This window comes from Brevibacterium samyangense (assembly GCF_039529845.1).
Taxonomy (GTDB): Bacteria; Actinomycetota; Actinomycetes; order Actinomycetales; family Brevibacteriaceae; genus Brevibacterium; species Brevibacterium samyangense.
Map to the genome: position 1 here is coordinate 82,693 of NZ_BAAANO010000010.1, position 19,178 is coordinate 101,870.

A 19,178-nucleotide genomic window follows, 5' to 3' on the forward strand; every position below is an offset into this window, starting at 1 on the left:
GGGAGGCCGGGGCGCCTCGGCGGTGGTGCGGCCGTCAGGCCATGGACGGTTCCGGGACCTCCACGAGTGGGGTGTGCTCGCGGTGGAGGAACGTCGTGTCGACGTGCGGGGTGGTGCCGGTCGCCCAATCGGCACCGACCTCGCCCATCGCCGGGGACATCTTGAAGCCGTGGCCGGAGAAGCCCGCCATGACGAAGACGTTGTCCATGCGCGGGTGCGGCTGCGCGTATTCGTGGCGATCGTCGGTGTAGCCCTCGAAGAAGGTGCTGATGCGCATCGGGTACGAGTCGAGGACCGGCAGGTAGCGGGCGGCGTGGTCGATGAAGGGACGGAGGTCGTCCTCGGCGACGTCGAGCGGTGCGCCGTCCGGGCAGTCGATCGGCAGGTGGTTGGGGAAGCCGAGGCCGATCTTCACCGCCGACCGGTCCGGTACGGGCAGCCCGTACGAGTACGCGGGTTCGGTGCGGAGGTACGGCAGGAAGTCGTCGAGGCAGCCGGGTTGCTTGCCGAAGAACCACACGCTCACCAGGCGGCGCATGTGGAACACGTCGATCATGTCGGGGAGGACCTTCGCGGTCCATGCGCCCGAGGCGACGACGACGCGGTCGAACTCCCGGGTCTCGCCGTCCGTGGTGACGAGGACGGTGCCGTCCTCCCGCTGGTCCACGCACTCGACGCGGGTGGCGCGGAGGATCGTGGCACCGTTCGCCTCGGCGAGGGCAGCGGCCGTGTTGACGGTGAGCTCGGGCTTGATGATGCCGCCGTCGCGGTCCCAGACGGTGATGTCGTTGTCGTCGAGTGCGAACTGCGGGAAGGCCTTGAGTGCGTCCTCGCGGGAGTAGACGCGGTATTCGCGGCCGTTCTGTGCGACGCCCTCGAGCGCGGTGCGCATGCCCGGGCAGTCCTCATCGCCCATGACGAGGGACCCGGTGATCTGTCGGAGTTCGCGGCCGGACGTGGCCTCGAGGTCCTTCCACAGTTCGTCCGCACGGTCGACGACGGGGTCGTACCGCAGGTCCTCGAGTTCGAGGGTGCGGAAGAGGCGGGTCTCGCCGCCGGCTGCGCCCTTCGAGTGGCCGGGGGAGAAGAGCTCGTAACCGGTGACCTCGCAGTCCCGCTTCGAGAGCTGCCAGAGGACCTGGGATCCGATGGTGCCGACGCCGATGACTGCCACGCGCTGTCGCATGTCCGTGAAGACCTGACTTCCTGGGTGTGGGGATGGGTGGGGGAGTTGGGTGGTGCTGGGGTGTCGCGCTCGCCTCGGCGGGGTGATTCCGGGTGGGCCGCGTGGGACGGGGATGTGTCCGCTGCTTCGACGAGCGTGATGTGTCACACACGATAGTCCGGTTTCGGCCGGATTCCATTGCACTCGTGTGAACGGATCGCCGTCCGTCGGTTCGCGGGACCCGGACCTGTGAATTCGTCGTTTCCGGTCTACGAAACGGGCCGATATCGCGGTAGGAATGACCTCAATACATTCGGTTGACACGGCGAAAGGCCGGTTGATGCATACCGCGGAAATGCTTCGGCGTGAGCTCTATCAGTTCCACATCTACGGGCGATCCGTCGAGCGCGAGGCGGTAATCCCGCACTGGGGACTGCGGGACAGATTCGGCATCGTCATCACAGAGCCCTTCGGCGACATCGGCGCGTCGCTCCTCGTGCAGAACTTCATCACGATGTTCTACGAGGCCAGGCCCGAGCGAAAAGAGGCCGATCCGCAGTACCCCGAGATCTTCCATGTCGGCGGGAGGTTCGGGAACCATGCGCCGTTCGACTTCTACCCGGCTCGGAAGGAGGTCTTCGTCGAACCCGATGCGCCGACGTTGCTCGAACGCCTCAACGACTTCGGGATCACTCACCTCGCGCTCCCCGAGTGCATTCCGGGTGAGGTGCTCGAGCCCTACTGGTGGGCCGACCGGCACGCGTTCCCCGAGCGCACGGAATGGGCCGCGTTGTACTCGTCGACGGGACGAGTGCAGGACCCGACCTTCTTCCTGTGCGGCCTGGACCCCATCACCGAGGCGAACATGCTCACTGCGCTCGACGTCCAGTCGTGGGTGTCGCGCCTGAAGACCTGGTCGATCGAGGAGGTCCGCCGCAGACTGGCTGGACCGACGCCCACGCACGAAGCGGAACGCTGGGTCCGCGTTGTGTGCGAGCGGGCCGACGAGGTGCCCGAGGCCGAACTCGAGCGGATCCGGAAACAGCGCGCTGCGTTCGTCGGGGAGCGCGGGCTGCCGACGGAGGCGTATCGGCAGATCGCGCCGCCGGAGGCGTTGCGGTTCATCGGTGGGTGAGGTGTCCCACTGAGCTGTACGCAGCGGAGAGAACTGCGTGCGCGACCGCGTCGCTTTCGCGAAGGATCGCGGAATTCGCTCCTTTGACCGGGATCATGTTCGTGAGAAGCGACGACGAAGGCAGTCCGACGACGAAGACGTTGTTTCCCGAATCTCCGCCGTCGCCCGTGCATACTCGGTTGGTCCAATGGGAAACCCGGATCATTCCTGTCGTCGTTCCGTTCCTGACCTCCGTGCCGAAACGTTCTCCGAGCTGCCGCAGGAGCGAACTCTCGCTTCTGTCCGCTCGGGCTGTCGGGAGCCATGCATCGATGACGGCATCGACGTGAATCGGTTCCGTGAGATGCACGGTCGTGACCGTGAGACCCGATGACGTCGGACGGAGCTGGGGGCGTGCCCCGATGAATCGAACGATCCCGGCCTCCCGAAGGGCGAGGAGCTCGTCGAAGCGGGACGCGGGGGGCCCTCCGAGCACGAACTTGATATCCGACGAATAGCGACCGAACTCGGCGATACGTGATCCGTCCGACCACGTGTCGGCGTCGTGGGTGAGATCGCCGAGCCCGGCGAGCCCGAATCCGCGTGAAATCGCGGATGTCAGCGAGGGGTCGTTTCTGCGTTGCCCGAGGATTGCCTCGATCGTCTGTGCAATCACCGAATCGATCGCGCGAAGATCGCCTGCGCCCACATGTGACAGAGGGTCGAGATATGCGGTGATGTTCAGATGATGGGCGGAATCCGGGACTGCGGACGCGATGAGAACGTCGCGCTCTGCGCGCGTCCCGGCTTCGATGAATTCACGTCTGAATGCTCCCCAATCGCATCGGACCCTGCTCGGAAACCCGGTGAAGAGTTCGCAGTAGTAGGAGAGTTCGGCCTCGAGAGTCAGAAGGGGCCAATAGTCGGTTGCGAGTTCGAGCGGCCTTCGGTCGAGCAATTCTGCAACGCGTTCCGGGGTGAAGAATCCTGGTTCGAAATCGTCTCCCCGGAAATCGCCGTCGACCTTGCAGAGGTTGGGGAAACCGCGTCGAGAGGTGAGGAAGACCTTCGGCTCACGGCCGGACACTCTGTACCGAACGCGACCGGTCACGTCGCGGAGGAAACGGCCGCCACGCTCGAGAGTGAGAAGGACAAGGGAATCGATGGCTGCCAGACCCATACCGCGGACGAGGACGTGGTCATCGGGTCGGATGTCCGAATAATCGACATCGACGGCATAGCCGGGAGGGAAATACGCGCCGAACGAGCCGATCTCGGCCGGCCGACGAGCAGCGTCGTCGACGTGCCCGACGCATACGACGACGAGGTCGGAGTGCAGCGTCGATCCGTCGGAGAGATTCACGAGTTCTCCGGTGTCGGCAGCGGGTTCGACGGACGTGGCTCGGCAGCGGTGGATGTGCAGGTCGGCGACACGTTCGATGCGCTGGATCAGCTGATCCGCGAACCAACGGAGGTACATTCCCGCGAGTTTGCGCGGAGCGAAAGTGGTGGGCGTGATCGAATCGACGACCGACGCGATCCAGGACTCGAGTGGTTCGGCTTCGGTGGCGTGTTCGCGCATGCCACAGGCCCAGTCGTACAGGCTCGGCCCGGGGACGGGTGGATTGCGGACTTCGTACGACTCGTCGGCGAACAGTGTCAGCTCATCGGCGCGTACGTTCAGTTGAACGGTGTCCGGCTGATCCGTGTTCCAGATTCGTCCGGCACCGAGTTCGTGGGGTTCGACGACGTGGATGATCGGCCGGTCGGTCGACTCGATGCTCTCGAGTCCTGCGCAGATCCGCTCGAGGATGCTGAGGCCACGGGGCCCGCCTCCGATGATCGTGATGATCGGACTCATCGTTTCCTGGCTCCTCCGGCGTCGACACCTGCGGTCGTTGTTGCGCACACGCTACGGGCGGGCCGAGGCGAGAAGTTCGGCGAAGAGTCGGAAATCCGGGGCTCCACGTGGGTCAATTCGTCGAACTTTTCGTTCGGGTGGTTAATTCGCGATGTCGTCGGCGGAATCGCAGAACATCCGGGATAGGACAGCTGTAGGAAGAACGACGTACCCCGCAGCGACCATTCGAATTCTCGCGAACGCTCGCGGCGCGACATGACGGAAGGAACATGATGACTGAGCATTTCGAGACGATTGTCGTCGGCGGTGGACTCATGGGATCGGCCACGGCGTGGCAACTGGCGAAGCGCGGGCGGGAAGTCATGCTCCTCGAACGTTTCGACCAAACGCACAAGAAAGGTGCTTCGCACGGAAGCACGCGCAATTTCAACGTGGGTTATACGGAACGGCACTACCTCGACCTCGTAAAAGAAGCGGGGAAACTCTGGCGCGAACTCGAGGCCGAGTCGGGTGCATCACTGCTCGATCTCGTGGGAATGGCGAATCATGGACGCGGTGTGCCCGAGGACCACGTGGACATTCTCCGGGCGAACGGATTCCGTGCCGAGTGGGTGTCGCTCGAGGAAGCCGCCGAACGATGGACCGGTTTCGCCTGGGACACGCGGGTGCTGTACACGCCGGACGGAGGCAGAGTGAATCCGTTTGCCGGGATCCTGGCCTTCCAGGACGTTGCTGCAGAGCTCGGTGCGACGATCAAACACGGAACACAGGTTCTTTCGGTTGCCGAACGCAGTGACGGGACGGTCGAAGTCGTCACGGAGGGAACGACATACACGTGCGACACCGTGGTGGTGACAGTGGGGGCGTGGACGAACAAGCTCGTCGGCGCGAAGTTCGCATACCCCCGTCTCTACGTGACCCAGGAGCAGCCTGCGCACTTCGAGATCGTCGACCGGACTGCCGAATGGCCGAGCTTCAACCATCGCCCGGTGCTCACCGATCCCGAATTCGCATGGTTCTACTCTCCGGTGTACGGGATGCTGACCCCGGGAGAAGGCATCAAAGCGGGCTGGCACGCGGTGGGAGTTCAGGTGGATCCGGACAACCGGTCGTTCGAAGCCGAGCCGGCGATGATGCGGGGGCTCCAGCGATACGCGAGGGAGTTCCTCCCGGGTGTCGACCCGGAGAGCTTCGAAACGATCAGCTGTACCTACACGATGTCACCCGACGAGGCGTTCATTCTCGATCGGCGAGGATCTATTGTGCTCGGCGCCGGATTCTCCGGTCAGGGTGCCAAGTTCACGCCCGCCATCGGACGGGTTCTGGCCGATTTCGTGACCGACCCGGATGCGCGTGCGATTCCGGCTTTCGCTGCGGACCGGCCGACGCTTCCCCGTATGGGCCTCGAAGCCTGATTGTGTTCACGGTTCCGTACGGCGAAGGAACGGGAGCGACAGCAGCCAGAGATGGACCATCAGACGGGCGCGGCCGTCTCCGAGATCGAGGTTCGTCGCCTTCTCGAATTTCGCGAGGCGGTAGTACGCAGTCGTGCGGTGGAGGAAGAGGTCTTCGCTGGTCTTTGCGATGTTTCCTCCGTGATCGAGATACGCAAGCACTGTCTGGAGAACTTCGGGCGACACCGAATCATCGATCGTGCGGAGAACCGGTGGTACGCGTGAAGGTGGTAGCGAAGCAGGAAGCAGGTCGGCGAGGAGTAGATCGACGCCGGGATCGTCCCAGAGCCGAGTCGTGACTCCGGTGGCCGATGCGGCGCGAAGCGACAGGATCCCCTGCTCCACGGAATCGGAGACGTGTGTGAGTGCGGTGACCCTCCCTCCCGCGCCGACGTGAAGTCGGGCCTCGGCACCGGGAGTGAGCACGTCCGCCTCCTTGACGAGGCGATCGGCGAGTTCCTGCAGGATCTCGGTGAGAACGGCACCCCGGAATCCGAGGACGATGACGAAGAAATCGTTGACTCTTCCGAAGATCCTGTCCTGGGCAGGAATCGGGGTGAGTGCACGTTTCGTGGCTCTGAGTAGGAGCCGGTACTCGTGGTCCTCGATCGTTCCTCGCGATTCCCGATCGAAGCGCATGACGAGTGCGGTGAAACCGACGCACGCCGCGAAGTGGCCGAGGTCGCTGAGGTCTTCCTCGGCCGCACGTCTGTCGGAGTAGGTATCGGAAAGCAGGCCGGCGAGGCTCTCCTCCAGCTGCAGTTCCGCGGAGAGGTTCGACACCAGCCTCCGTTCGAAGATCGTTTCCACCTGATGAATGGTGTGGAGGCAGTCGTCGAGTTCGGCTTGCGAGACGGTGTCGTCGTCGATGAGCCAGAGAATTGCCGCCAATTCTCCGTCCGCGCGTATGGGCATCCCGATGCGTGGCTTGACCTCGCCCATCGCGGGCACCCGCTTGTATCCCTTGACCTTGTTGATCCCGGTGGTCTGAGGGATCGATTTGAACTCCGGTGGAACGGTCCGGCTCTTGAGGGCCTGGATCCGGAGTTCGTCCTCATCGCCGAAATGGCGGCTGGCCACGAGGAGATCCATCTCTGCGGTGTCGATGGCGACCGAGCGTTGGAGGCGATCGGCAAGTTCGTCGACGAGCCCCTGTACGGGACCGACGAGATGGCCGAGGGGCCGAGGCGTATGGGTGGCGGGGAGCATGGGTGAACTTTAGGCCCGCGTTGGCGGAAAGGTCGTTCTGCAAACGATCCGATACGAGGTTTTTACTTCGAGCGGACGCCGGCCCCGGAATTCCGACAGTTTGTAGCAACCCTTTCGACGAACTTCGTGGAAAGCGCGTGACACAGGAGAGGTGAAGAAAGGCAGGATTTTGGGAATTCCGAGATGAGGAGACGAGCATGATGAAACAGGAGACACGGCCACCGGTCCGGCCGTCGCCGGAAGCAGTCGGTCCCGACGAGATGCGCACCGAGCTGAACCCCGATCCGAGCGCGGAAACGCCGGCTCTTGTCGAGATGGACTCGGTTTCGATTGCTTATGGAGACAAGGAAGTTGTTCACGAGGTCTCGCTCTCGGTGGCACAGGGCGAGGTCATGGCTCTCATCGGTCCGTCGGGCGCCGGCAAGTCGTCTCTCCTGCGCACGGTGAACTACCTCGAGAAGCCGTCCAACGGACGCATCACTGTCGCCGGGCACGTCATCGAGGGAGGGCAAGCGCCGAAGCGGCGCGATCTTCTCGCACTCCGTAGGGACGTTGGGATGGTCTTCCAGTCGTTCAATCTCTTCCCGCATCTTTCCGCGCTCGACAATGTTGCACTTGCTCAGGTCTATTCGCTCAAACGCTCCAAGTCGGAGGCTCGTGCTCGTGCGGAGATCGAACTCGAGCGTGTGGGGCTGCCCAAAGCCATGCACGGCCGACGTCCCACCACATTCTCCGGGGGACAGCAGCAACGCATTGCGATCGCACGGTCGTTGTCGCTCGACCCGAAACTCATGTTGTTCGACGAACCGACATCGGCACTCGATCCCGAACTCGGTTGGGAAGTGCTCGGGACCATGCGCGAGCTCGCCGCAACGGGTATGACGATGCTCGTGGTCACGCACGAAATGCACTTCGCGCGGGATGTGGCCGAGGAGGTCGTCTTCATGGCCGACGGCAGGGTTGTCGAACAGGGTCCACCGGAACAGATCATGACGGACCCTCGACACGAGCGGACCCGACAGTTCCTTCGAGTGGTCCTGGACCGGTGACCCATGGATATGTTGCTGGCGTTGGCGAGCGGAATCGGCACGACGATATTCGTCACTGTCTTCTCCTTCGTTCTCGGAGCTTTTCTCGCACTCCCACTCACATGGGCGCGGGTATCCGGTATTGCCCCGCTGAAGGTGCTCGCGACGGCGATCGTCGAGGTGTTTCGCGGCGTCCCGATCATCGTGTGGTTGTTGCTGATGTATCTCAGCGTGGTGATCGGTCCCTGGCGCCCAGACCCACTGACAACATCGGTCGTGGTCTTCTCGTTCCTGTCGGCGGTGTATCTGAGCGAGATCTACAGGTCGTCCTTGATGGCGATTCCACGAGGGCAATGGGAAGCCGCTCATGCACTCGCGCTGCCGCAGATGGTGGGCTTCGCCAGGATCATCGTTCCTCAGGCGATCCCGCTGGTGATTCCGGCTGCCGCCACGTTCGCCATCGGACTTCTCAAGGACGCTGCCATCGGATCGATCATCGGGACGAAGGACGTGACGTTCTATGCGCAGGAATGGGCGAAGGTGAACGGCGGTCCGATCACCGTTTTCGCAGCCGCGGCTGCGATCTACCTCGTGCTCTCCATTCCGATCGCCATTGTGGCGAGACGAAGCGGTGACGCTCTGAGAAAGCGGGTGATGGGCTGATGCTCGACGCACAGTTCTTCCTCGCATGGATCGAGTACTTCCCGGACTATTTGGCCGGTTTCTGGGTGAGTATCAAGATGACCGTTCTGGCCCTGCTGTGGGGAATTCCTCTGGCCATGGGGCTCGCGCTCGTCACGATGAGCAAGCTTGCTCCCCTTCGGTGGCTCGGGATCTGCATCGTGGAAGTGGGTCGCGGGATTCCTGCGCTCGTGTTTCTCTATCTCGTGTACTTCGGGCTGCCGCCTCTGGGAATCCTTTTCGACAACTTCCAGACATCGGTACTCGTGCTCGGTTTCAGTACCGGTTGCTATGCGGCAGAGGTGTTCCGGGCGACGTTCGAGTCGATCCCGCGCGGCCATCATGAGGCGGCGGCAGCGGTCGGTCTGACACGTGTACAGACGTTCTTCCTCATCGTTCTTCCGCAAGCGGTGAAGATCGTCATTCCTCCGATCGTCGGAAATGCGATCGGCCTGTTCCAGGCGACCTCACTCGCCTATGCGATCGGTGTTCCGGAGCTGACGAAGGCCGCGTACACCGTGGCCTCGATCAACTATCAATACCTTTCCTGCTTCACGCTCGCTGCCCTGTTCTATGCAGCGGTTTCCATTCCTGCCTCATTGTGGCTCAACAAATCCGACCAACCGCGCCAGCGCCTCTTCCGGCGACCGAAGCCGGCGACGGCCTCCGCACCTTCCACACCACTTGCAGAGATTTCGAGGTAATTCTCATGACCGCAATTCGCATACGCACCACCGCCCTGTCGGCTGCCGCCGTTCTCGGGGGTGCGCTCCTCGCCGGGTGTTCCTCTGCCGGGGCGTCCGAAGTGGCCGAGGACTGTGTACCCGCACATCCCGAGGTCGTGACGCTCTCCGAAGGCGTCCTCAAGGGGTCCACTGCGATCACTCCGCCGTACACGCGCGCCGATGACGAGAACCGTGGCGGTACCGAGGGGCGTATCGCGAAGGAGATCGCTGCGCTCGAATGCCTGGACTTCCAGGTCGAGACGTCGGCGCCGGGTGCAGGTTTCGCGAACATCGAGACCAACCGCGCGGACCTCATGATGGGAGGCGTCTACTGGACGCAGGAACGCGCCGACACCTACACGCTCACCGATCCGATGTACCAGGACGGCATGGCGATCATGTCGAAGGACGGGTTCGGAACGATCGAGGAACTCGAGGGCAAGAAGATCGGAACCATCCAGGGATACCTCTGGAACGACGACTTGATCACTGCACTGGGGAACGGGAACGTCACGCAGTACCAGGACTACACGTCGATGGTCGGAGACCTGAGCGCGGGACGGATCAAAGCCGGTGTCGCGACCTCCGCCGAGGCGGCTTACCAAGTGACGACGGACGGGGCAGATGGTCTCCAGTCGGTGAACTTCGAACCGACCGAAAAGGTCGCGTCCTCGATGGGTCTCAGCGAAGTGGTCTTCGTCATCACGAAGGACAACGAATCGCTGCTCACCGCAATGAACGAGAACATCCAGACTCTCATCGACAACGGCACCATGGCGGAGATCCTCGAATCCGAGGGTATGGATCCGGCACTCGCGGGACCGGCCGAGTAACCGAACCGATGCATACCGCAGAACAGCTCTCGAGGGACCTCTACCAGTTCCACGCGGACGGTCGTGAGGTCCCTCGGGAATACGTGATTCCGGCGTGGGGGCTCCGCGACAGGTTCGGGATCGTCATCACGGAGCCATTCGGCGATATCGGTGCGTCACTGCTCGTCCAGAACTTCATCAACATGTTCTACGACGCACGTCCCGAGCGGCGCGAACGCGATCCGCAGTATCCCGAGATCTATGTCTTTCACGTCGGAGGGACGTTCGGAAATCACTCCCCTTTCGATTTCTACCCCGCGCGGAAAGAAGTTTTTCTCGAGGCCGACTCCCCGACGTTGCTCGAGCGATTGAATGATTACGGAATCACGCATCTCGCCCTGCCCGAGTGCGACCCCGGTGCAGTGATCGAACCGAACTGGTGGGCCGACCGGCACGCGTTCCTCGAACGCACGCAGTGGGCGAGTCTGTATTCCGCGAGCGGGCGTGTTCAGGATCCTTCGTTCTTCATCTGCGGACTCGACCCCGTCGTCGAGGCGAACACGCGGGCTGCGCTCGACGTGGAGGGTCGTCTCGCGTGGCTCGACGAAGTGACGCCCGAGGACGTTCGCCCCCGCCTCGCCGGGCCGACTCCGCTGCACGAAGCGGAGCGGTGGGTCCGCGTGGTGCGAGAGCGATCGGGTGAGGTGTCCGCCGCCGACCGGTCGAGGATCCTTCGGGGCCGCGAATCGTTCGTGGGCACGAACGGCCTCCCGACCGAGTCCTACCGGCAGATCGCGCCGACGGACGCCTTGCGGTTCATGGGTGGGTGAGGCTTCGACGACTGTCGCATTCACTCCGGTGCAACACGTCACACATAGCCTTCGACGCGGAACTCATTATCGAAAGCGAAAGGCCCGCGCCGATGCATGAAGACCTCGCCTATCTCGAACTCACGGAGATCGCCGAGCTGATCCGTACCCGACAGATCACGTCGACGGAGGTGACAACGAAGATCCTCGAACGGATCGATGCGCTCCAGGACCGCCTTCAGCCCTATGCCACCGTCATGCGGACCGAGGCGCTGGCGGCGGCTGCCCGTGCCGACGAGGAGATCTCCCGCGGCCGTTACCGCGGACCCCTCCACGGCGTCCCCGTCGCGGTCAAGGATCTCGCCTGCACCGTCGATGCACCGACGGGCGCCGGAACGACGATCTTCGAGGGCTTCATGGCCGACCACGACGCGACAGTGGTCACGCGACTGCTGGACGCCGGAGCAGTGCTCCTCGGCAAGCTCCGCATGACCGAGGGCGCGTTCACCAGTCACCATCCGGACCTGCCGTCCCCGGTGAACCCCTGGGATGCGGAGACTTGGGCAGGAAGCTCGTCGAGCGGCTCCGGCGTGGCCACGGCCGCGGGCCTCGCCTATGCGACTCTCGGCTCTGACACCGGCGGGTCGATCCGTCTGCCGTCCAGCCAGAACGGCATCACCGGGCTCAAGCCGACCTGGGGACGTGTGAGCCGGTACGGGATCTTCGACCTCGCGCAGAGCCTCGATCATGTGGGTCCGATGTGCCGCAGCGCGAAGGACGCGGCCGTTGTCCTGTCCGTCATCGCCGGCCGCGACGAGAACGACCCGACGAGCGCGGTCGTCCCGGTGCCGGCGTACGAGGACAACCTGCGGCTGCCCTGTGCACCGGTCGTCGGATTCGACCCGTCGCTCAACGCGCATTTCGACGAGGAGACCCGCGACATGCTCGCGCGGACCCTGACCACTGTGCGCGAACTCGGGTGGCGGGTTGTCGAAGTGGAGACCCCCGGGTTCCTCGAGGCGGCAGAGGACTGGCAGGGACTGTGCGCCGTGGAGACAGCCCAGGTCCACGCGGAGACGTACCCGTCGCGCAAGGACGAGTACGGGCCGGCGCTCGCAGGCCTCATCGAACAGGGACGCGCCATGACCGTCATCAAGTACCAGACGCTCATGGAACGTCGGCGCGCGTTCACCGGCAATATGCACCGGCTGTTCGCGGACATCGATCTCCTTCTGATCCCCGGCGTCGGGATCGCCTCGCCCACGCTCGCGCAGATCGACAAGCTCGGTGAGGACCCCGAGGTGCTCGCCGGCGTCATCGTCCCGACCGCACCGCTCGACAACTGCGGTTTCCCGACGATCACGCTGCCGTCGGGAACCTCGAGGCGCGGAACGCCCCTGGCGATCCAGTTCGCCGCCGGTCCGTTCCAGGAGCAGCTGTTGTTCGGCGCGGGCGCTGCATTCCAGGCCGCGACCGATTTCCACCGTTCACACCCGGAGCTCTGAGGGCCGAAAGGGCCCGCCCTACATCAACGTCCCCACCCACCGCCGGGTCAGCGCCGGGTCGATGACGTCGTCGATGTCGAACAGCATCGCGGCGGTCATCGCGCGGCCCTGCTCGTACGACTCGGCGACGAGTTCGCCGTAGTGTGCCTCGCGGGCCCGAGGGTCCTCGATCGCCGCGAGTTCCTTCTTGAACCCGAGGCGCACCGCACCCTCCAGCCCCATCGGCCCCACCTCGCCGCTCGGCCACGCGACCGTGAACCGGGTGGCAGCGAACGACCCCGCGGTCATCGCCATCGCCCCGAGCCCGTATCCCTTCCGCACGATCACCGCGCCGAACGGTACCGTGAGCCCGGCTCCGGTCGTGAACAACCGGCCGAACGCCTTCACACCGGGTTCGTGCTCGGCTTCCGGCCCCACCATGAACCCGGGGGTGTCGACGAACGCGACGACGGGGATCCGGTGCGCCTCGGCGACCTCGAGCAGCTCGACGAAGGAACGCGCCGCATCGACGTCGATCGCCCCGCCGAGGTGATGGTTGTCGTTCGCGATCACCGCCACCGGGTGCCCCTCGACCCGGGCGAAACCGGTGATCGCACCCGGCGCGTAGTCCGGCCGCAGCTCGAGGAACGAGCCGACGTCGACGACGGACCGGATCGCCTCGCGCATGTCGAACGCCCGCAACCGGTCGCCCGGCACCACGGCGCGGGCCGCCTCCGGATCCGGCGCACGCACCGGTCCCTCACCAACCCCGTCACCGCCCGCGCCCGAGGCGCCGCGCCCCTCCGCAGACAGGTCACCACCGGTCCCTCCACCGACCACCCCCGCGAAGAACCCGAGGTACTCCTGCGCCGCATCGACGGCCGCCGCATCGTCCGCGACGAGCACGTCGATGACGCCGTTGACCCGGTGCACGCCGACCGGCCCGATGTCCTCCGGCCGCCACACGCCCAGGCCGCCGCCCTCGATCATCGCCGGACCACCCATGCCGATGTTCGCGTCCTCGGTCGCGATGATGACATCGCACACCCCGGCGAGAGCCGCGTTCCCGGCGAAGCACCGCCCGGACACGATCGTCACGAGCGGCACCTTGCCCTTGAGTCCGGCCAATGCCGCGAACGTGTGCACGTTGAGGTGCGCACCCGGGGCCCTGTCCGTGTCACCGGGCCGCCCGCCACCGCCCTCCGCGAACAGCACGAGCGGCAGCCCCTTCGACCCGGCCAGCTGGATGAGGCGGTCCGTCTTCGCGTGGTTCCGCGATCCCTGGGTCCCCGCGAGCACCATGTAGTCGTAGCTCATGACGACGGCTTCGAGCGGCCCGGCGGGTGTGTCGACGAGCCCGATCCCGCCGATGAGCCCGTCACCACTCGTCTTCTCGATGAGGTCCTCGAGCGACCGGCGGGCCCGCTGCGCCGCGATGACGAGCGGCCCGTACTCGACGAACGAGCCGGGCACGAGGAGGTCGTCGAGGTTCTCCCGCGCCGTCCGCCGGCCTCGCGCGTGTACCTTCGCGACCGCCTCGGGCCGGGCCTCGTCGCGCACACGCTCATGGCGTTCGATCACCTCGTCGACCCCCGGATGAGGCACCGCCACCCCCGCCGAGGCGCCACCGGCCTCCGCGTCGACCGGCCGCAGCGCGAACACGGGCTCGCCCGCCGTCACCGTCTGCCCGACCGTCACGAGCGGCCGTGCGCTCTCGTGCGCCGGCGCCGGAATCGGATGGTGCATCTTCATCGCCTCGATGAGCCCCAGCTCTCCGGGCCCGGCCTCGAGCGACACGATCGTCCCGCTCAGCGGCGCCGGCACGGCTTCCTCGCCGGGCTCCAGCTCCACCGCCGAGGCGCCCCGACCACCCGGCCGGGCCGCACTATCCGCCGTCCCGGCACCTCCGCCGGGACTGTGCGCGCCGGTTGCCTGAGCAGTCCCGCCGGCGCCGGCGCCTGCCCCGGGCCCACCGACCTGGACCTCGCCGGCAGCCGAGAGCTCCTCCATCCGCGCCCGCACCTCGTCGAGGTGTGCGTCGAACCAGCCGGTGTCGACGGTGCCCGGTTCCACGAGATCGAGCACGGCCAGCAGCACCGCGGTATTCGTATCGACGCCGTCCGCAGCGAACTCCTCGAGGGCCGACTTCAACCTGCGAGCTGCGGTCCGAGCGTTCGGCGCATGCACGATCACCTTCGCGAGGAGCGTGTCGTAGAGCGTTCCGACGGTGGTCCCGGAGCGCACCCACGTGTCGACGCGCACACCCGCGCCGCTCGGCAGGTCCACCCGCGCGAGGGCGCCTACCGCGGGATGCGGAGTGCCGTCGGGTCCGAGTGACTCCGCCCCGATCCGCGCCTGGAACGCGACACCCGACTCCGCCACGGAGACACCGGGCACCGCGCCCGCACGGTCGGCGTCAGCACCGTCCGCGCTCGCCGTCGGCAGCAACCCGAGCTCCGCGAGGTCCCACCCGAGCGCGAGCCCGATCTGCAGCGCGACGAGGTCGAGCCCCGTGATCGCCTCGGTGACGGTGTGCTCGACCTGGATCCGCGGATTCACCTCGAGGAGCGCCCAGTTCTCGCCTTCGACGAGGAACTCGACGGTCGCGAGCGAGCGGTAGTCCATCGACGCGAGAAGCCGCGCAGCATCCCGGTGGATGCCCGCGCGCACCGTGTCGGACAGGCCCGGCGCGGGTGCGATCTCGAGGAACTTCTGCCGCCGCCGCTGGAGCGAACAGTCACGATCACCGAGCACGTGCACCACGCCTCCGGTCGCAGCCGCCACACCCTCGCGATCTCCCTCCGCGCGAGCACCTGCGCGGTCGCGCGGACCTCCGTCCACACCCAGGCACTGCACCTCGATGTGGCGGGCGTGCGTCATCCACGACTCGGCGAAGACGCGGTCGTCGCCGAATCCGCTGAGCGCCTCGGCCCGGCAGCGGTCGAGGGTCGGCGCGACGAGCGCAGGATCGGTGACGACGGCGATGCCGCGCCCGCCACCCCCGGCGACCGCCTTGAGCGCGATGCCGGAGGGATGCCGCGCGAGGAGATCGAGCGCGGGGTCGGCCGACTCGAGCACCCCGGTGGACTCGGGCACGGGAATGCCGAGGGCGACGGCCCGCTCCTTCGTCGCGGTCTTCGCGCCGGCGAGCTCGAGCGCCTCGGGCGAGGGTCCGAGGAACACGAGCCCGGCCTCGGCGCACGCACGGGCGAAGGCGGGCGATTCGGCGAGGAATCCGTAGCCGGGGTGGACGGGAACCGCCGAGGCGCCTCGGCGGTTCCCCTGCCCGTCCCGACCCGGCCCGGCACCATCGGCGCCCTGCTGGGCGTCGGCCGCGGACCCCGCCGCGATCCGTGCCCCGACCGCGACGATCTGCTCGATGTCGAGGTACGCCCGGGCACCGAGGCCCTCGAGTTGTACCGCCTCGTCCGCGAGGGCGACATGGAGGCTGCCGGCGTCGTCGGCGGGATGGACGGCGACGGTGCGCAGCCCGAGGTCGCGAGCGGTGCGGATGATCCGCACGGCGATCTCCCCGCGGTTGGCGACGAGGAGTGTCGCCGGTACCTCGTGGTCCGGGACCGGGGCGGTGGGGGCAGCGGTGGCGCCGGTGGGCAGTGTCTGGGCGGTCATTTCGCGGTGTACTCCTCGATGAGTGCGACCTTGCGGATCTTGCCGGTGGCGGTCATGGGCATGGCGTCGACGAGGACGACCTCGGGAACCTTGTAGGTCGCCATCTGTTCCTTCGCCCAGGCGCGGATCTCCTCGGCGGTGTCGGGGGAGGTGGGGGTTCCGGGGACGAGTTCGACGAACGCGACGGGTTTCTGCCCGGTCCCCGCGTCCTCACGCGGCGCGACGGCCACCCGTTCGATCGCAGGATGGTTCCGCAGGAACGACTCGACCTCGGCGGGGAACACGCTCATCCCGTTGACCTTGATCATCTCCTTCGTCCGCGCGAGGTACGTGAGCGCACCGTGTGCATCGAACCGTCCGGTGTCGCCGGTGAGGAGCCAGCCGTCGACGAGGGAGGCGGCGGTCGCCTCGGGCTTGTGGAAGTACGCCGTGAGGACCGAGGGGGAGTGCACGAGGATCTGGCCGGTGGAACCGACAGGGACCGGTTCGAGGTCCGCGTCGACGACGATCATGTCGGTGCCGGGCACGGGGTATCCGCAGTACGTGGGTTCGGCGCGGAGGTCCTGGTCGTCGGCGCCGAGCCCGAGCGTGAAGGTGTCCGCGGTGTGGGTCTCCGTCATGCCGTAGGACGCCTCCCGGAGTGTCGCACCGGTGAGGTCGCGCCACTGTTTCCGCAGGTCGGGGTCGAGTTTCCGGACGAAGGACACCGCGGTGCAGTTGCGGAAGGCGCCCAGTTCCGCCGAGGCGAACTCCGGCAGCTCCATGAGCTCGACGTAGTTGTCCGCCGGGGCGACCATGCCCGTCACCCGCTGCGTCTGCAGGAGTTCGAGGGCGGCCGCGGGGTGCCAGCGGGTCATCATGACGACGGTCGACCCGTCGACGAGCGGGTTGAGCAGGCACATGTCCTCGCCCGCGATCCAGAACATCGGGAGGAACCCGAGCGCGACGTCCCCGCCCTCGCCGGGAGTGCGGCCCTGCCCCATGAGAGCACTGAGGGCGGTGTAGATCATGTGCCCCTGCGTGTGTTCGCAGCCCTTCGGCATGCCGGTCGTGCCGCCCGTGTAGTTGAGAGCGGCGAGAGCGTCACGGTCTACCTGGACGGGGTCGGCGGGGGCGTGCGCCATGATCGCCGCCCAGTCGGAGGGCACTGTGCCGTCGGAGAGGACCGCGCCGTCGGACCCGGCGACGGGAGCGGCCGAGGCGAAGGGCGCCTCGGGCACGGCAGGTGCGGTGAGCATGTCGCCGGGTGCGGTGAACGCGACGACGAGGAGACGGCCGAGGTCCGGTTCGACCTCGGGGCGGACCTGTTCGACGAGCGGGGCGAAATCCGGGTGGGCGAGGAGTGCACACACCCCGGCATCGCGGAGTTCGTAGGCGAGTTCGCCCGCTTTGAACATCGGGTTGATGGGGACGTGGACGGCGCCGATCCGGAGGATCCCGAGGAACGCGATCGTGAACTGCGGGCAGTTCGTGAGGTACACGCCGACCCGGTCACCAGCAGAAACGCCCTGCGCGCGGAGCCAGCCGGCGAACGCAGCGACGCTGTCCTCGAGCTCGGAGTACGGGATGTCGCGGCCGTAGAAGTGGATCGCGGTGGTGTCGGGGCGCTCGGCCGCCCATTTCCTCAGGTAGTCGTTCAGGCCGAAATCCGGTGCGGGTCGACGAACTCGCGGGGCACCTCGGCCGGCCAGAGGTCACGGAGGGAGGCGAGGTCGGCCGCGGCGGCGGCCCAGCGGGCGGACCGCGATTCCGGGTTCGGTGTTGCTGGGGACGGCTCGAGTGGCGTCGGGACCTGGGTGGACTGTGCAGAGGACTGTGCCTGGGTGGGCAGGGACATGGGAACCTCTCGTCGTTGAGCGGGTCTGTCGTACAGCGCATCTTCAAGCATACTGGACGTCCGTTCGGCGTGTTGAGGCGTTGCTGCCGAACTGCAGCACCGAGCGTTCCGGCCCGGTAGCGCGTCCTCGATAGGCTGCTGGGCATGAATGAGGCCCGAGGTGTGAACCCGCTCGACGCATTCCTCCACCGCTGGGCGCACGTCCTCGTCCGCCTCACCTTCTAGTCCGTGCCGCTCCGGGGCCACAGGCCCTTCGCCGCCGGGGCGAGCCGCCCCGTCCTGTTCCTCGTCCGGCACCGGAACGGACCGGTCGACCCTCACGTCGTGCGCGCCGCGCTGCCCGAGGTCGCGCACGTCCTCGATCCGAGCGCCTCCACGGGATCCGCCACCTCCGTCGAATCCGCTTCCTCCACCGCCGAGGCGCCCGGCCGTCGGGCCGACCATCGCGCCCTGGCCACGTTGCTGCGGGAGGGGAACGACGTCGTCGTGTTCGACGATGACGACGACGCGTTGAAGGCCGTCGCGGACGCGCTCGAGGACGTGGGGCGACCGGCGGGACCTCGCGCGGGCGCACGCGACAGGTCGAGGCCTGGCATGCCGACGCCGGTTTCGGGCGGTGGTGAGGAACCGCGGGCGGAGGGTGAGGAACCGCGAGGGGACGGTGCAACGGTCGCGGTCGTGCCACTCGAGCTGTACTACTCGGCGCCGCACCGCCTGCGGTCGCGCGCCGAGGTGTACGTAGGCGAGGCGGTCGAGGATTCGGCGGTCACGGTGGATGTCCTGCGTTCGGCACTCGACGCGGCGTCGATCCCCGATCCCGCCTCGGCGGATGTCGAGGCCGTCCGGGCCGCCGCGGTCGACGATGCGAAGCACGACGACCGGCCGTTCGCGCTCGCGATGCGGGAGCGGGCACGGCGGGAAGACCGCTGCCGGAACCGCGGCGCTCGGAGATGCCCCTGTTCGACATCCCGTACGAGTTCACACGTGGACGGTTCGCAAGGATCGTGCAGTTGTGGCTGTTCCTGCCGGTGGTCATCGCGGGGTGGCTCACCGGGCTGCTGGTGCGGAAGGCGGGGGTCGGGGGTGGGCCCGGCCTCGGAAGCGGAGCGAACCTCGGGAGCCGGAAGCACCTCGGAGGTGGATCAGGCGCCGGGACGCGGTCGGTGACGTGGGTGCAGTGGCGCGTGTGTGTTCTCGTGTTCACGGCGTGGGTGCCGTGCGTGGTGTTCGCGGCGTTCAGGTGGCCGGTCGAGGTCGCCATCGGACTCTGCATGGCCGGGCTGGGCCTGTGGCTGCTCACCGCCCGCGAGCACCGGCCGTGAAGGGCGGGCAATGGATCAAAGTCATCAGCGCGAGGCGTGTCGCACGT

General features: G+C 66.5%; 16 protein-coding genes and 1 pseudogene. 10 read left to right on the plus strand and 7 right to left on the minus strand.

The genetic code is table 11. The features are described from left to right. Positions 1-34 precede the first annotated feature (34 nt). A complete protein-coding gene (locus ABD172_RS05925; RefSeq protein ID WP_344307837.1) occupies positions 35-1,186 on the minus strand; it encodes an FAD-dependent oxidoreductase in 1,152 nt (383 codons plus the stop codon). 319 nt (positions 1,187-1,505) lie between these two features. Here ABD172_RS05925 and ABD172_RS05930 point away from each other — a divergent pair, with 319 nt between their 5' ends. Then, the gene (locus ABD172_RS05930) at positions 1,506-2,300 is read left to right on the plus strand and encodes a hypothetical protein (protein WP_344307839.1); all 795 of its coding nucleotides are present in this window, start codon (positions 1,506-1,508) and stop codon (positions 2,298-2,300) included. Here the strand turns inward: ABD172_RS05930 and ABD172_RS05935 are convergent. Continuing rightward, positions 2,287-3,642 (minus strand): FAD/NAD(P)-binding protein, encoded by a 1,356-nt coding sequence (locus ABD172_RS05935; protein ID WP_344307841.1) that lies wholly within the window; start codon positions 3,640-3,642, stop codon positions 2,287-2,289. The two genes, ABD172_RS05930 and ABD172_RS05935, sit on opposite strands and share 14 nt — an antisense overlap. Next, positions 3,643-4,140 (minus strand): annotated as a pseudogene (locus tag ABD172_RS15310) (FAD/NAD(P)-binding protein); the annotation flags it as partial. Positions 4,141-4,412: 272 nt separating this feature from the next. On the opposite strand from ABD172_RS15310, the gene ABD172_RS05945 reads away from it, so the two are divergent. Further along, a complete protein-coding gene (locus ABD172_RS05945) occupies positions 4,413-5,555 on the plus strand; it encodes an FAD-dependent oxidoreductase (protein WP_344307893.1) in 1,143 nt (380 codons plus the stop codon). Between the two features lie 6 nt (positions 5,556-5,561). Here ABD172_RS05945 and ABD172_RS05950 read toward each other — a convergent pair whose 3' ends face one another. Further along, positions 5,562-6,536, minus strand: coding sequence for a PucR family transcriptional regulator (locus ABD172_RS05950; protein WP_344307844.1), 975 nt, complete (start codon positions 6,534-6,536; stop codon positions 5,562-5,564). A 123-nt stretch (positions 6,537-6,659) separates the two neighbouring features. Between ABD172_RS05950 and ABD172_RS05955 the strand changes: the two genes are divergently transcribed. The 7 genes from ABD172_RS05955 (at position 6,660) to ABD172_RS05985 (ending at position 12,363) form a co-directional block, all read left to right on the plus strand. Further along, positions 6,660-6,809 (plus strand): hypothetical protein, encoded by a 150-nt coding sequence (locus tag ABD172_RS05955; protein WP_344307845.1) that lies wholly within the window; start codon positions 6,660-6,662, stop codon positions 6,807-6,809. 191 nt (positions 6,810-7,000) lie between these two features. After that, positions 7,001-7,852 (plus strand): amino acid ABC transporter ATP-binding protein, encoded by an 852-nt coding sequence (locus ABD172_RS05960; protein ID WP_344307846.1) that lies wholly within the window; start codon positions 7,001-7,003, stop codon positions 7,850-7,852. 3 nt (positions 7,853-7,855) lie between these two features. Continuing rightward, a complete protein-coding gene (locus tag ABD172_RS05965; RefSeq protein ID WP_344307848.1) occupies positions 7,856-8,494 on the plus strand; it encodes an amino acid ABC transporter permease in 639 nt (212 codons plus the stop codon). Continuing rightward, positions 8,494-9,216, plus strand: coding sequence for an amino acid ABC transporter permease (locus tag ABD172_RS05970; RefSeq protein ID WP_344307850.1), 723 nt, complete (start codon positions 8,494-8,496; stop codon positions 9,214-9,216). Before ABD172_RS05965 ends, ABD172_RS05970 begins: the two co-directional genes overlap by 1 nt. Positions 9,217-9,221: 5 nt before the next feature. Then, positions 9,222-10,070, plus strand: a complete 849-nt coding sequence (locus ABD172_RS05975; protein WP_344307852.1) for a substrate-binding periplasmic protein — start codon at positions 9,222-9,224, stop codon at positions 10,068-10,070. An 8-nt stretch (positions 10,071-10,078) separates the two neighbouring features. Continuing rightward, complete coding sequence (locus tag ABD172_RS05980; RefSeq protein ID WP_344307854.1) at positions 10,079-10,879, plus strand: hypothetical protein; 801 nt, start codon at positions 10,079-10,081, stop codon at positions 10,877-10,879. A gap of 92 nt (positions 10,880-10,971) precedes the next feature. Continuing rightward, positions 10,972-12,363: an amidase gene (locus ABD172_RS05985; protein WP_344307856.1), complete on the plus strand. Its 1,392-nt coding sequence runs from the start codon at positions 10,972-10,974 to the stop codon at positions 12,361-12,363. An 18-nt stretch (positions 12,364-12,381) separates the two neighbouring features. On the opposite strand, the gene ABD172_RS05990 is transcribed toward ABD172_RS05985, so the two are convergent. Genes ABD172_RS05990 through ABD172_RS06000 form a run of 3 tightly spaced genes read right to left on the minus strand, consistent with a single transcriptional unit; the run spans position 12,382 to position 17,809 of the window. Next, the gene (locus tag ABD172_RS05990) at positions 12,382-15,972 is read right to left on the minus strand and encodes an acetyl-CoA carboxylase family protein (RefSeq protein ID WP_344307858.1); all 3,591 of its coding nucleotides are present in this window, start codon (positions 15,970-15,972) and stop codon (positions 12,382-12,384) included. Then, positions 15,969-17,663: an AMP-binding protein gene (locus tag ABD172_RS05995; RefSeq protein ID WP_344307894.1), complete on the minus strand. Its 1,695-nt coding sequence runs from the start codon at positions 17,661-17,663 to the stop codon at positions 15,969-15,971. The genes ABD172_RS05990 and ABD172_RS05995 overlap by 4 nt, the downstream gene beginning before the upstream one ends. Then, entirely contained in the window at positions 17,609-17,809 is a 201-nt protein-coding gene (locus ABD172_RS06000) for a hypothetical protein (RefSeq protein ID WP_344307859.1), read from the minus strand. The genes ABD172_RS05995 and ABD172_RS06000 overlap by 55 nt, the downstream gene beginning before the upstream one ends. Positions 17,810-18,813: 1,004 nt before the next feature. On the opposite strand from ABD172_RS06000, the gene ABD172_RS06005 reads away from it, so the two are divergent. Continuing rightward, entirely contained in the window at positions 18,814-19,131 is a 318-nt protein-coding gene (locus ABD172_RS06005; protein WP_344307860.1) for a hypothetical protein, read from the plus strand. The last annotated feature ends 47 nt before the right edge of the window (positions 19,132-19,178 follow it).

Bases quoted from the DNA above. Each gene is read 5' to 3' on its own strand.
- ABD172_RS05925 (WP_344307837.1), bottom strand. From the start codon at position 1,186: ATGCGACAGCGCGTGGCAGTCATCGGCGTCGGCACCATCGGATCCCAG.
- ABD172_RS05930 (WP_344307839.1), top strand. From the start codon at position 1,506: ATGCATACCGCGGAAATGCTTCGGCGTGAGCTCTATCAGTTCCACATC.
- ABD172_RS05945 (WP_344307893.1), top strand. From the start codon at position 4,413: ATGACTGAGCATTTCGAGACGATTGTCGTCGGCGGTGGACTCATGGGA.
- ABD172_RS05950 (WP_344307844.1), bottom strand. From the start codon at position 6,536: ATGGGCGAGGTCAAGCCACGCATCGGGATGCCCATACGCGCGGACGGA.
- ABD172_RS05955 (WP_344307845.1), top strand. From the start codon at position 6,660: ATGGCGGCTGGCCACGAGGAGATCCATCTCTGCGGTGTCGATGGCGAC.
- ABD172_RS05960 (WP_344307846.1), top strand. From the start codon at position 7,001: ATGATGAAACAGGAGACACGGCCACCGGTCCGGCCGTCGCCGGAAGCA.
- ABD172_RS05965 (WP_344307848.1), top strand. From the start codon at position 7,856: ATGGATATGTTGCTGGCGTTGGCGAGCGGAATCGGCACGACGATATTC.
- ABD172_RS05970 (WP_344307850.1), top strand. From the start codon at position 8,494: ATGCTCGACGCACAGTTCTTCCTCGCATGGATCGAGTACTTCCCGGAC.
- ABD172_RS05975 (WP_344307852.1), top strand. From the start codon at position 9,222: ATGACCGCAATTCGCATACGCACCACCGCCCTGTCGGCTGCCGCCGTT.
- ABD172_RS05980 (WP_344307854.1), top strand. From the start codon at position 10,079: ATGCATACCGCAGAACAGCTCTCGAGGGACCTCTACCAGTTCCACGCG.
- ABD172_RS05985 (WP_344307856.1), top strand. From the start codon at position 10,972: ATGCATGAAGACCTCGCCTATCTCGAACTCACGGAGATCGCCGAGCTG.
- ABD172_RS05990 (WP_344307858.1), bottom strand. From the start codon at position 15,972: ATGACCGCCCAGACACTGCCCACCGGCGCCACCGCTGCCCCCACCGCC.
- ABD172_RS06000 (WP_344307859.1), bottom strand. From the start codon at position 17,809: ATGTCCCTGCCCACCCAGGCACAGTCCTCTGCACAGTCCACCCAGGTC.